General features: G+C 59.4%; 13 protein-coding genes. 2 read left to right on the top strand and 11 right to left on the bottom strand.

Annotated elements, in window-relative coordinates; genetic code table 11:
• Window positions 1–30: 30 nt before the first annotated feature.
• Both WGT02_RS05750 and WGT02_RS05745 read right to left on the bottom strand, forming a co-directional pair.
• A complete protein-coding gene (locus WGT02_RS05750) occupies window positions 31–348 on the bottom strand; it encodes a hypothetical protein (protein WP_024314302.1) in 318 nt (105 codons plus the stop codon).
• A 184-nt stretch (window positions 349–532) separates the two neighbouring features.
• Window positions 533–1,051, bottom strand: coding sequence for a glycosyl transferase (locus WGT02_RS05745; RefSeq protein ID WP_208248696.1), 519 nt, complete (start codon window positions 1,049–1,051; stop codon window positions 533–535).
• A gap of 137 nt (window positions 1,052–1,188) precedes the next feature.
• On the opposite strand from WGT02_RS05745, the gene WGT02_RS05740 reads away from it, so the two are divergent.
• Together WGT02_RS05740 and WGT02_RS05735 are read left to right on the top strand one after the other, a co-directional pair.
• A complete protein-coding gene (locus WGT02_RS05740; protein WP_208248697.1) occupies window positions 1,189–2,346 on the top strand; it encodes a PA0069 family radical SAM protein in 1,158 nt (385 codons plus the stop codon).
• Between the two features lie 110 nt (window positions 2,347–2,456).
• Window positions 2,457–3,149 (top strand): ribonuclease HII, encoded by a 693-nt coding sequence (locus WGT02_RS05735; RefSeq protein ID WP_024314305.1) that lies wholly within the window; start codon window positions 2,457–2,459, stop codon window positions 3,147–3,149.
• Between the two features lie 142 nt (window positions 3,150–3,291).
• On the opposite strand, the gene WGT02_RS05730 is transcribed toward WGT02_RS05735, so the two are convergent.
• The 9 genes from WGT02_RS05730 to WGT02_RS05690 all read right to left on the bottom strand — a co-directional run bounded on the left by WGT02_RS05730 (window position 3,292) and on the right by WGT02_RS05690 (window position 11,424).
• Window positions 3,292–4,041 carry a DUF4168 domain-containing protein gene (locus WGT02_RS05730; RefSeq protein WP_309475094.1) on the bottom strand — a complete coding sequence of 250 codons (750 nt, stop codon included), beginning with the start codon at window positions 4,039–4,041 and terminating at the stop codon, window positions 3,292–3,294.
• Between the two features lie 187 nt (window positions 4,042–4,228).
• Window positions 4,229–4,720: a F0F1 ATP synthase subunit B gene (locus WGT02_RS05725; protein WP_024314307.1), complete on the bottom strand. Its 492-nt coding sequence runs from the start codon at window positions 4,718–4,720 to the stop codon at window positions 4,229–4,231.
• A gap of 3 nt (window positions 4,721–4,723) precedes the next feature.
• A complete protein-coding gene (locus WGT02_RS05720; protein ID WP_024314308.1) occupies window positions 4,724–5,362 on the bottom strand; it encodes a F0F1 ATP synthase subunit B in 639 nt (212 codons plus the stop codon).
• 78 nt (window positions 5,363–5,440) lie between these two features.
• Window positions 5,441–5,668 carry a F0F1 ATP synthase subunit C gene (locus WGT02_RS05715; protein WP_016552934.1) on the bottom strand — a complete coding sequence of 76 codons (228 nt, stop codon included), beginning with the start codon at window positions 5,666–5,668 and terminating at the stop codon, window positions 5,441–5,443.
• Between the two features lie 69 nt (window positions 5,669–5,737).
• Window positions 5,738–6,490: a F0F1 ATP synthase subunit A gene (locus tag WGT02_RS05710; protein ID WP_024314309.1), complete on the bottom strand. Its 753-nt coding sequence runs from the start codon at window positions 6,488–6,490 to the stop codon at window positions 5,738–5,740.
• A gap of 73 nt (window positions 6,491–6,563) precedes the next feature.
• Entirely contained in the window at window positions 6,564–6,908 is a 345-nt protein-coding gene (locus WGT02_RS05705; RefSeq protein WP_208248700.1) for an AtpZ/AtpI family protein, read from the bottom strand.
• Between the two features lie 277 nt (window positions 6,909–7,185).
• Window positions 7,186–8,364, bottom strand: a complete 1,179-nt coding sequence (locus tag WGT02_RS05700; protein WP_208248703.1) for a cell wall hydrolase — start codon at window positions 8,362–8,364, stop codon at window positions 7,186–7,188.
• 168 nt (window positions 8,365–8,532) lie between these two features.
• Window positions 8,533–10,431, bottom strand: coding sequence for a potassium transporter Kup (locus WGT02_RS05695; RefSeq protein WP_024314311.1), 1,899 nt, complete (start codon window positions 10,429–10,431; stop codon window positions 8,533–8,535).
• Window positions 10,432–10,449: 18 nt separating this feature from the next.
• Window positions 10,450–11,424, bottom strand: a complete 975-nt coding sequence (locus WGT02_RS05690; protein WP_024314312.1) for a magnesium transporter CorA family protein — start codon at window positions 11,422–11,424, stop codon at window positions 10,450–10,452.
• Window positions 11,425–11,811 lie beyond the last annotated feature (387 nt).

Genomic DNA, 11,811 nt, shown 5'->3' with positions numbered 1-11,811 from the left:
TGCCCCGGCAGACGAAGACAGGCCGCCGTTCTATATCCCTATGCCGGGTAGTGCAGGCATTGTCTCCCAGCTATCACCGGACAGCAGGATGCAGCTTACGCCGCGAACATCCGTGATGAGCAGCGTCCACGTGCCGCTCTGCGCGGCGTAGATCTCAAGCATTGCGTTCTGGTTGACCAACCCAACTGCCGTCAGCCTCTCGGCAAAGTTCTTGTCGAGAAAATCGACGATCTCGGATCGGCCTGCGCAACTGCGCATCATCTGCGATGCTGCCGAATGCGGATGCGCGATCATCGATGTCGTCAATATGACGGCCGACAACAGGCCGCGGATCATATTGCGTTTCATGACGCACCTCCTTTTGCCGGAAACCGGCAGAAGAGGAGACTTCCGCTGACCTGTTCTGCCGTCTGCCGGCATTCATGGTCGACCGTCACGAAGCGAGGCGCTCGGGCGGCGCCATGCGGGAATTATAGCGCAAAATTGTATCGGGCGCCATCATTTGCGGGGGCGTCGAAGAGAGCACGCGCAGCTACCGCGCCGCGCGCGCAACCCAAGAGGGAATGAGTTCGCTGGAAAGCTTGCGCAGCTTCTGCCCTTTTGCGAATTCGAGGAGGCTCATTCCGCTTCGTGCTGCGGCGATCGCCTGTTTCTTGGGAAGGAGAAGCCCGAGTTCCAGCGGCGACGACGCCCGGCGGATGCGCTGCAGAAAAGGACGCCGATATCCGCGCGAAGCGGTGAACCGTGCAGGCAGCTTATTCAGCGCCATGTACTCGGCAATCTCGTCGCTCCAGCCGGTCTGCGGACGCGCACCGGGCTCGACGAAAAGAAGCCACTCGCCTCGCGCCGAGCGCACTATATCTTTGATATCCCATTGCGAATGAAACCGGCAGCCGGCAGCATCAGCCACCCTCGACGTCCCGTCCCGCGAGTCATGGTCAAGCACCACAACGTCACTGACGAGCCCCTCCACTGCGCCTGCCACCAACACCGATAACGTCTGCGCCAGCTCAGGCTCCTGATCCTGGCATTCAAGTACAACAGTCAACATTGCCTATTCATAGAGCGCCGCACAAAATTTTGCCAGCGGCACTTTCCTCATTTTGTTCTTGCATTGTTCTATTTTTGCCGATAGGAATTTAATCATCAAAACGGATGGAAGCAAAGCTTCCGCCAGCGGAGAATCCGATGAACGAGCAGTCCCTTGCCGGGCAGGCCGCATTTGCGCCTGCCAATACGGCAGATATTGCCGATGCGATGATCGTATCTGCCGGTCTGCGGATCGATGTCGACCGTCGCCGCGGGCGTGCGGCCGGACTCAATCCGAGTGGTCGCTTCGAGCCTCTGCACCGTGAGACTTTCGACGATGGCTGGCAGAACCTTGAGGATCTTCCGCCGTTCAAGACCGAGGTGCAGATCGAAAAGCCGCGGACGGCCATCACGCGCAACGAATCGCCAGACATTCCCTTCGACCGCTCGATCAATCCTTATCGCGGCTGCGAGCATGGCTGCATCTACTGCTTCGCGCGGCCGACGCATGCCTATATGGGCCTTTCCGCCGGTCTAGACTTCGAAGCCAAGCTCTTTGCCAAGCCGGATGCAGCCAAGCTTCTGGAGCGAGAGTTGGCGAAGCCCGGTTACAAGCCGCGCGTCATCGCGATCGGGACCAACACCGATCCCTACCAGCCGATCGAGAAGGAATGGCGCATCATGCGGCAGATTCTCGAGGTGCTTGAGAAGGCCAACCATCCGGTCTCGGTTGTTACGAAGTCGGCAATGATCCTGCGCGATCTCGATATTCTCTCGGCGATGGCCGAGAGGAACCTTGTTCGTGTTTCGCTGTCGGTGACGACGCTCGAGCGCAAGCTCGCGCGGACAATGGAGCCGCGTGCCTCGACGCCGACGCGTCGGCTGGAGGCTATCCGCGCACTCTCCGATGCGGGTGTCCAGACATCGGTGATGGCAGCGCCTATCATTCCGGCGCTCAACGATCACGAACTGGAGCGCATTCTCGACTCCGCCCATGCCGCGGGCGCGAAGGAAGCGGGTTACGTCATCCTGCGCCTGCCATTCGAAGTATCGCCGCTGTTTCGCGACTGGCTGCTGCAAAACTACCCCGAACGTTACCGGCACGTCATGTCGCTTGTCCGTTCGATGCGCGGCGGCAAGGATTATGACGCAGATTTCGGTAAGCGGATGAAGGGAGCTGGCCCCTATGCCTGGCAGATTGCGCGTCGTTTCGAGATGGCCACGAAACGGCTTGGCATGACCCGGCGCAGCATGCCGTTGCGCGACGACCTCTTCGTTCCGCCTGATGGCAGCGGCGTGCAGTTGTCGCTGCTTTGATATTCGAGCTTTGCGGATGGTCGCCCTGCCCGTCCGCGCCCAAGTCCCCGGCCCGCCGCCCTGATCCGGGGACTTGCAGGAAATCGGGTTGGCGTGCGAGGTTCAGCCGCATGAAACCTCGCACGTCACCCGATTCTCCTATGCTTTTCGAAGATGTCCCCCTCGTGCCGGATTTCCGGCTGGAGCTGAAGGCGCGCAAGGCCGGTCATTGGCCGGTCGCGGGGGCTGATGAGGCGGGACGCGGTCCGCTGGCCGGCCCGGTGGTGGCAGCAGCCGTCATTCTCGATCCAAAGCGCATTCCCGATGGCTTGAACGATTCGAAGCAGCTTTCGGCACAAAAGCGCGAGGAGCTTTTCGTTCAGATTCTTGCGACGGCGACCGTATCGATCGCCTCCTCGAGCTCGACGCGCATCGACGAGACGGATATCCGCAAGGCCAGCCTAGACGCCATGCGCCGCGCCATCTGCGGCTTGTCGATACCTGCAAGCTATGTGCTGACCGATGGACTCGACGTTCCACCCGGTCTCGCCTGTCCCGGCCAAGCGGTCGTCAAGGGTGATGCGCGCTCTGTTTCCATCGCTGCCGCCTCCATTGTCGCCAAGGTGACACGCGACCGAATGATGGCGCGTGCACACGCCGTCTTCCCCGCCTATGGCTTTGCCGCACATGTGGGTTATGGGACAGCGCAGCACCGCGCCGGCATTGAGCGGCATGGCCCATGCCCGCTTCACCGCATGAGTTTCAGGCCGTTGAAAAAGGACGCAATCGAGGGCGGCGCGACGGAAGAGATGCTGCAGGAGTAGCGTCTGGCCGTGTCGCCCGCCTATGAGAATGGGGCCTTGCGTGGCCGTCTTTGTCGTAGCCATGACAGATCGCATGCGAAGCGGCCATCGGGCCGCTTCGCATGCCTGAACCAGAATTCAAGCGCGCAGTCCCGGAGACCGCCTACTGCTGCGTCGCGGGCTGCTGCGTAGGTGCCGATTCCTGGAGCTTTTCCTGAACTCTCTTGACGAGCGCCGGATCGTTCTGCGCGGCTGTCAGAATTGAATTGTATTCCTCTACCGATATCCCTGGAGAGCCTTCCACGGCCTGAACCATTTGCTTACTGCCCTCGGTCTGCAGTTGTTGCTTTGCCCCAGCATCCTGCGTTGCTTGGAGCTTGGCCGCGTATTCCTGCCTGATCTTGTCGACCTGCAGGTAGGCAACCGCAAAGGCCTCGATCTTCTGATCACTGACGGCGGCCTCGCCTTTGCTTTCTGGCTGCGCTTGGATCGGTTGCGTCTCCGGAGCTGCCTGCTGTGCGGACGCAGGCGTGCTGAGAGGCACCAAGCCGAAGGCTGCGGCAGTTAACAACGCAGCAGCAATGTAACGAGTGGTCATATATTTCATTCCTCCGTGATGATACGGCGTGAACGGCAGCGCGCTGCCTTGGCCTTGGTTAGGGTTGAGGAACGATCCGGCGACAATGTGATTGCGAGACGTTTTTGGTGCGGCAATAGCGGGGCGATCCGCCGACCATTGAATGGCGGCATTATGGCAGGCGGCTGCCTTTCCGCAGATCAGGCGGCCATGCGCCCGGCCAGGATTTGATCGATGTGCGCGGATGCAGTCGATGTCCTCGCAATAAAGCCTGTGATGGCCCTGCTCGATATCCCTGCAATATTTTTCCGGTCCCCGCAGCGCCTCCTCTTCCATGAAGGCGACGAGCGCATCAAACGCTCGACAACGAGATCGGACATGGCGGCGCGCTGATCGTTTGACAGATCGGTCCGCGATGCGTCTCATCCGTCAGCATTGGCACCTTCACCTTGACGGCCGTGCCGCCAATAGCAAAAAAGCCCCGTCGCTGAACGGGGCTTTTCACTTGAAACGAACCGAGCGCTCAGTTCAAACGCGTCTTCACTTCGCCGACCGCCCCCTTGAAGAGATCGGCCTGCACCTTCGTGTCGGCCTTTTTCGCCAGAACGTTTTCGGCAGCGGCGATCGCCAGATCGACAGCAGCGGAACGAACCGCCTTCATCGCATCGACTTCCGCCTGCTTGATCTTCTGCTCGGAAACCGCGGTGCGGTTTGCGACGAATTCTTCCGTCTTCTTCTTGGCTTCCACCGTCAGCATTTCGGCTTCACGCTCAGCAGCGGCGACAATGTGTGCAGCTTCTGCTTCAGCTTCCTTGCGTTTGCGCTGATACTCGGCCAGCAGATGCTGGGCCTCTTCGCGCAGGCGCTTGGCTTCCGACAGCTCGTTGCGGATCTGATCGGCTCGGTCGTCGAGCGACTTGGCCATCATGCCCGGAACCTTGAGGTAGACGACCAGCGCCAGGAACAGCACAAGACCGACGAATGCGAAGAATGTTGCGTCCAATGCAAATTCCATCGATCAAGCCCCCTTCTTGATGTCAGCAACCGCAGCAGCAACCTCTGCCGTTGCTGTGGTGCCGATCAGCTGTTCTACAACAGCCGTTGCGGTTTCTTCGGCGATGGAACCGACGTCAGCGAATGCCTTCGCCTTGATGTCGGCGATGCGACCTTCCGCAGCCTTCAGCTTTTCAGCCAGGCTTGCTTCAACGGCCTTGCGGTCGGCCTCCGCCTTCAGTTTGGCGGCATCGCGAGCGGCAGTGCCGATCGAGTTTGACTTGGCGCGAGCAGCGGCCAATTCGGCTTCGTAAGCAGCAACGTCGGCGTCGGCTTCCGCCTTCAGGCGGCCCGCCTCATCGAGGTCCTGCGAGATGCGATTGTGGCGCTGCTCGAGAATACCACCGATGCGCGGCGTGATGACCTTTTGCATGAGCACGAAGAAGACAACGAACGTGATCGCCAGCCACAGAAGCTGCGAGGCGTAGGTCGTCGAATCGAAAGGCGGGAATACGCCGCCGCCGTGATGCTCGGCTGGTACGCCGGTCTCGGTGTGGACCTCGCCTGCTGCCGGAGCGGCATGCGTGTCTGTACCGGTCGCTGCGCCAGTTTCTGCGGTTCCCGCCGGGGCCTCTTCGGCGTAAGCCGGGGTCACAAAAAACATGCTCACCTCCAGGTGTACGGCAAATGCAAAGGATCACGGCTTGCGGGTCGCAGGCCGTGATCCTTCAATGCGCCTGTCTTAGACGGCGAAGAGCAGGAGGAGAGCGACGAGCAGCGAGAAGATGCCCAGAGCTTCCGTAACGGCAAAGCCGAAAACCAGACGGCCGAACTGGCTGTCAGCAGCCGACGGGTTGCGCAGCGCGCCGGACAGGTAGCTGCCGAAGATGTTGCCGAGGCCGAGAGCCGTACCGGCCATACCGAGGCAAGCCAGACCTGCGCCGATGTACTTTGCTGCGATGGGATCCATATTTTCACTCCTTTGAAATGGTTGTTACGGCGAATTGACTGACGCCCATGGACGTCAATATCGGTATCCTTAGTGGCCGCCCGGATGGATCGCGTCATTGAGGTACATGCAAGTCAGCACCGCAAAGACGTAAGCCTGGAGGAAGGCAACGAGGAACTCGAGACCGGTCAGGGCGACCGTCATGATGAGGGGAAGAATGGCACCGCCGACGCCGAGTGCACCCAGCGCTCCAAGCGAGGCGACGAAGCCTGCGAACACTTTAAGGGTGATGTGACCCGCCAGCATGTTGGCGAAGAGACGAACGGAGAGCGAAATCGGACGGGAGAGGAAGGAGATGATTTCGATCGCCACGACGAGCGGCAGAAGAATGCCCGGAACGCCCTGCGGCACGAAGATATTCAGGAAGTGGAAGCCGTGCTTGTAGAAACCGTAGACGAGAACGGTACCGATCACGAGCAGCGCCAGCGCGAGGGTGACGATGATCTGGCTGGTGACCGTGAAGAAGTACGGGAACATGCCGAGCAGGTTTGCCGTCAACACGAACATGAAGAGCGAGAAGACCAACGGGAAGAACTTCATTCCCTTGGATCCAGCGCCTTCCTTCAGCATGTTGGCGATGAACTCGTAGGACATCTCCGCAACCGACTGGGAACGGCCAGGCACGATCGCCCGGTTCGACGTCGAGAAATACAAAAAGCCAGCGGCGACGGCAGCGGACGCTACCATAAAGAGCGATGCGTTCGTAAACGAGAAATCAATTCCGCCGACTTCGATCGGCACAATCTTCTGGATCAGGAACTGATGGGTCGGATCGTTAGACACCGCTTGTTCTCTCTATCTTTAGCCCGCGCGAAACGGGATCATTGCACTGGATCGAACGCTGGAGCGCCCTGCCCTATTTTCCGCCATTCTCGCCCTTAGCAGGATCGGGCTTTGCAACCTTCCCCGCGGTACGCAGAACGTTCAATACGCCGGCACAAAATCCAAGAAGAAGAAGAACAATCAATCCCCAAGGCGCCGTGCCGACAAAACGGTCGAGGACATAGCCAAGAACGGCGCCGACGACGATTGCGGAGATGAATTCGCTCGAAAGCTTCATCGCCTCGGCATAGCCCTTGCGGCTCGCCTCGGCGCTCGCTTCGATAGCCTCTTCCTTCCCCACCTCTACGCGCTTGGTTGCGAGCTTCGCTTCCAATTGCGCCCGGCGCTTCTCAAGACTTTCCTCGCGGTCATCCGCCATGGTGCTCTCCTCCGCCAGTCGCTGTCCGCCCGCTACCCCGGTTTTCCGACAACGACCCCAAGGTTTGAGAACCTTTCGGCCCGTTCTGAAGTCGCGCGCAACATAGTTTTAGCAAAAAGCATAGTCAAGGCGTAGGAGGTCGATGTCCAGCCATAAAATAGGCGATAAAAAACATATGCTTAGGCCGATCTCGACGAGCTTAGCCAAAATCGACCGAAAGAATCCGCTTTTGTGTGCGGCGATGAGACGCGAAATCGCGTCAGGATCAGCTTTTTCCTCAGCTCCAGCCGCCGCCGTAGGTGCGATAGAAGACATGCAGGCCGATGCGGCCGACCTTTTCCATCGTCTTGGCCCATTTCGGACGAACGTAGACAGCATGATAGTGCGTGGCGGAACCGACCTGCGGGAGCCAGATCTTGCCTGCGGTCACGGCCATGGCGACGTCGCGGGCGATTCTCCAATGATACTGCGAGTTCACGCGATCCTTGATGTTGTCGCAGGCAAAGGAGAACTGGCATCGGTTGCGCCAATCCTCGTTCTGGTAGACGACGCCGCAAATCGTCTTCGGGTAGGCCGGATTGCGGACGCGGTTGAGAATGACCTGGGCGACGGCGGCCTGCCCCTTCACCGTTTCGCCACGCGCTTCGAAATAGATGCCGGATGCCAGGCACTGCTGCTCGGCCGCCGAGAATACGGAGGGCGACAGGATGCTTGCAGCCCAGGCGTGGTCACGCGGGCCGATCTGCGGCACGAAGCGGCCGTCGTCGGCCTTGTCGGTCAGAATCGAATCGAACGGCGACTGACGGGAATAATCAGGAGTGGCCGGCGCATAGGCCGTCGCCAGCACGTCGGCCTTTGTGTTGGTCACGAGGTCGGCTAGCATGGGCGAGACGCCGCGATCGGGCTTCGGCGGCTCCTTCTTATAGAAATTCGAGGCGATCTGGATTTCCTTGCCCTTGATCTTCGGCTTCACGAAGGCCGACTTATCCTTCACGTCGAAGGCGGGCTGAAAAAGCAGGCGTGTTCTGTGGAGGATAGACCCGGCAGAGAAATCCTTTGGCGGCCGCACCTTTTCGACGGCAACGACGCGGCCCTTTTTAGACGGGCGATTGACCCGGTCTTCGTCCGGCGTCGCCTCATGTCCCTTTTCCTTCGCCATAAAGGCGACCTTGCGCCCGTCAGGCAGAACCATGCCTGCACCTGCGGCGATCGTGCCTGTCACGACAGGATCGGCAAAGGCCAGTTCCGCCTGATGGATCGACCCTGCCGGCGAATTGGTCAATACCATACGCCAGTTTTCCCGTTCCTGGTCGAGGCCGGCAAGCAGAGCGGCGAGGTCCGCATGGGACACCATCGTCGGCGACATCAGCCCCCCGCAAACGCCGAAGAGCGCGGGTGAACTCCAGTTTTGAAGCAAGCGGCGCAGCTTGCCACGGGAACGGCTATTTCGACGCAACGCGAGACTCCGGCATGAGACGCATGAACATGCCGTTGAAAATGTCTCATTAACCTTGATGCATGGTTAATGCGGGCGCCTTCCAGAGACGAAAGCATTAGCGGCAGCAAAAATAAAAGCCCGGCGGGGCCGACGGCGGGGCCGGGCTTTTGAAGGGCACTGGTTCGGCTAGATAATGACGTGCGAGCCGAGTTCCACCACGCGATTTGCCGGCAGGCGGAAGTAATCCGACGGATTTGCTGCAGCATTGGCAAGTGCAATGTAAAGGCGATCCTGCCAGTAAGGCATTCCGGACTTGGCATCGGGAACCAGCTTGCGGCGGCCGAGGTAGAAGGAGGTCGACATGATGTCGAACTTCAGGCCGGACTTGCGCAGCGTCGCCAAGGCTTGCGAGACGTTCTGCGATTCCATGAATCCGAACAGCAGTTCGACGCGCGAGAACCGCTCCGAGATCTGCTCGACCTTGTAGCGATCGGCGCTCGAAACACGCGGCTTGTTGATCGTGCGGATCGTCAAAATCACGTTCTTGTCATGCAAAACGTGGTTGTGCTTCAGATTGTGCAACAGCGCGGCAGGCGCCGATTCCGGATCGCTGGTCAGGAAGATCGCGGTGCCGGGCACCTGGGCGGGGGAATGGTCGCTCTTGCGCTCGATCGAGCTGACGAAAGATGCCAGCGGGATATCGGTATGGCGCGTCTTCTCCATCAGCAGAGCCGAGCCGCGTCGCCAGGTCCACATGATCACGGTGAACGCCGTGGCAATCATGATCGGAATGTAGCCACCGTCGTGGATCTTCAGCAGGTTCGCGCCAAGGAAGATGAGTTCAAGACCGACGAGCGGCGCCAGGGCGAGTGTTGCGACCGGGATAGACCAGTTCCAGCGAACGCGCACGAACTCGAAGGCCATGATCGAAGTGACGACCATCGCGCCCGTCACCGAGATACCGTAGGCGGTTGCCAGTGCATCCGACGTCTTGAAGCTGATGACGAGGAATATGACGCCGAAGAAGAGCACGACGTTGACGGAGGGTACGAAGATCTGTCCCGTATTCGTCTCCGACGTGAAGAGGATTTCCATGCGCGGCAGGAAGCCGAGGTTGATGCCCTGTCGAACAAGCGAAAAAGCGCCGGTAATGACGGCCTGGCTGGCGATGATCGTCGCAGCGGTCGCGAGGATGACGACCGGCAGCAGCGCCCATTGCGGATACATCAGGTAGAAAGGATCAGACATCGCCATCGGATTGCCGAGCACGAGAGCGCCCTGCCCCAAATAGTTCAGCGTCAATGCCGGGAAAACCAGCGCAAACCACGCCCACTGAATCGGCCGACGGCCAAAGTGGCCAAGATCGGCATAAAGCGCTTCCGCGCCCGTCACCGTCAGGAAGACTGCGCCGAGCACGACGACACCGTAAAATCCCTCATGCAGCAGGAAGCTGATCGCATAATAGGGGTTGAAGGCGGCAAGGATGCCGAAGTCATCCGAGATGTGCGAAATGCCGGCGGCGGCCATCACGATGAACCAGAGCGCCGTGATCGGCCCGAAAAAACGGGCCATGGCGCCGGTTCCGCGCGACTGCACAGCAAACAACAAGGCCAGGATGAAGACCGAAATCGGCACAATATAGCTCGTTAGGCTAGGTGCCACGAGCTTCAGACCTTCAACGGCCGACAGAACCGACAGCGCCGGTGTGATCATCGCATCGCCGAGGAACAATGCTGCACCGACGAGACCAAGCAGCATCAGTAGCGCGGTATGCCCGTTGGCGGTCTTCATCAGCAACGCCAGCAGGGAGAGCGTACCGCCTTCGCCTTCGTTGTCGGCGCGCAGCAGGAAGAGCACGTACTTGATGGTGACGATAATGGTCAGAGCCCAAATCATCAGCGAGATGAGGCTGATCACCTCGAAACGTGTGAGGCCGTCGATCGCGACGGGCTTCAATGCTTCGCGGAACGCGTAGAGCGGGCTGGTTCCGATATCGCCATAGACGACGCCGACGGAGCCCAGCGCCAGATAGAACAGCTTGCGCGGCTTCATTTTTCGTTCGTGTGAATGGCTGCCTTCGTGCATGAAATGAAAACAGGCTCTTCAGAGCCAGCCTTTCCATCGGAAAAAGAAGAAGGGAATGACGGCGGACAGCACCATGAGCCCAAGCGAATACGGATATCCCTGGGCAAAGTGCAGTTCCGGCATGAATTCGAAATTCATACCGTAGATGGAGGCGACCAGCGTCGGCGGCAAGAACACCACGGACGCGATCGAAAAAATCTTAATGATCGAGTTCTGCTCGATGTTGATCAGGCCGAGCGAGGCGTCGAGCAGGAAGGTGATATTGCCGGCGATGAAGGACGCATGCTCATTGAGCGACTGGATGTCACGCGAAACCGTCTTGCAGAGTTCCTTGGTGTCACGATCCTGCTGGACGGCCGGGACGGTGTAGAAAAACGTCATCAGCCGCGACAGCGATGCGAGGCTGTCCCGGACCTTGCTGACGAGTCGATGATGGCCTGCGATGTCCCTGAGCTTTTCTTCCAGATAGTTCGACGGCTTGCGAACTTTCCTGGCGCGGTCGCCAAACACATGCGTCGACAGGATGTCGATACGCGCGACCGACAGCTCCAGGATTTCGGCAGTCCGATCGATCACGGTTTCAAAGAGTTTTGCCAGCAACGCGGCGCCACTTCGCCACTGTTGCGGCACGCGGTGAAGAGCGGCGATGAACAGCGAAAAGGACTTTGGTTGCGCGTAGCGAATCGTGATCATCCGCTTGCCAGCCAGGATGAACGCAACGTCGGTCAGCGTCGGCGCGTCCGTTTCAACCTTCCAGACGAGGGATGCGGTCATGAACACGGCATCGTTTTCCATGTAGAGGCGGGCCGACGGCTCGATGTCCTTGAGATCGTCTCGCGTCGGAACCTCGACACCCAGGGTTCTTTCGACGAAGAGTTCCTCCTCGCGCGAAGGCTCGATCATGTCGATCCACATCACATCGTCACGCAACGAACCTTGCGACAGATCGCCGATTTCAACCGGCTTACAATCGGAACAGTAGGCCGTGATCACCAGCTGGACCTCCGGCAATCCGGACGTGTTGCGCACATCACTGCTTTCATCGAAAGCCCTTCCACGGCGCGCCGCCTGCGAGCGCGCGCGGGATGCACGTTCCCGATCTTAACGAAAGCGATTGACGAAAATTCATACGACTCCTGGCACATCCGGCAACCGCCGAGATATGCAACGTGCTCAATCGCATCGCAGTCACCAATCCTTCGACCAAGATAACTCCGAACATGCAGGTGACCGGTCCCAATCGGGGTGGCCATCATCGAGCATTCGCAAAAAGCCGCCTCATGGCGACGGCGCGCCATATGACGGAAAGCTGCGAAAGAATCAAGACATCTTACGTGCGCGGCGCCGTTTGACCACATTTCCTCCGCAATTGGGAGTCTA

The sequence above is a fragment of the Rhizobium sp. T1470 genome, from assembly GCF_042140505.1.
Lineage (GTDB): Bacteria > Pseudomonadota > Alphaproteobacteria > Rhizobiales > Rhizobiaceae > Rhizobium > Rhizobium favelukesii.
This window is presented reverse-complemented; position numbering and strand designations above follow the sequence as displayed.

Coding starts and splice junctions, on each gene's coding strand:
- WGT02_RS05745 (WP_208248696.1), bottom strand. CDS start 1,051: ATGTTGACTGTTGTACTTGAATGCCAGGATCAGGAGCCTGAGCTGGCG.
- WGT02_RS05715 (WP_016552934.1), bottom strand. CDS start 5,668: ATGGATCCCATCGCAGCAAAGTACATCGGCGCAGGTCTGGCTTGCCTC.
- WGT02_RS05720 (WP_024314308.1), bottom strand. CDS start 5,362: ATGTTTTTTGTGACCCCGGCTTACGCCGAAGAGGCCCCGGCGGGAACC.
- WGT02_RS05750 (WP_024314302.1), bottom strand. CDS start 348: ATGAAACGCAATATGATCCGCGGCCTGTTGTCGGCCGTCATATTGACG.
- WGT02_RS05725 (WP_024314307.1), bottom strand. CDS start 4,720: ATGGAATTTGCATTGGACGCAACATTCTTCGCATTCGTCGGTCTTGTG.
- WGT02_RS05695 (WP_024314311.1), bottom strand. CDS start 10,431: ATGCACGAAGGCAGCCATTCACACGAACGAAAAATGAAGCCGCGCAAG.
- WGT02_RS05740 (WP_208248697.1), top strand. CDS start 1,189: ATGAACGAGCAGTCCCTTGCCGGGCAGGCCGCATTTGCGCCTGCCAAT.
- WGT02_RS05735 (WP_024314305.1), top strand. CDS start 2,457: ATGAAACCTCGCACGTCACCCGATTCTCCTATGCTTTTCGAAGATGTC.
- WGT02_RS05730 (WP_309475094.1), bottom strand. CDS start 4,041: ATGGAAGAGGAGGCGCTGCGGGGACCGGAAAAATATTGCAGGGATATC.
- WGT02_RS05705 (WP_208248700.1), bottom strand. CDS start 6,908: ATGGCGGATGACCGCGAGGAAAGTCTTGAGAAGCGCCGGGCGCAATTG.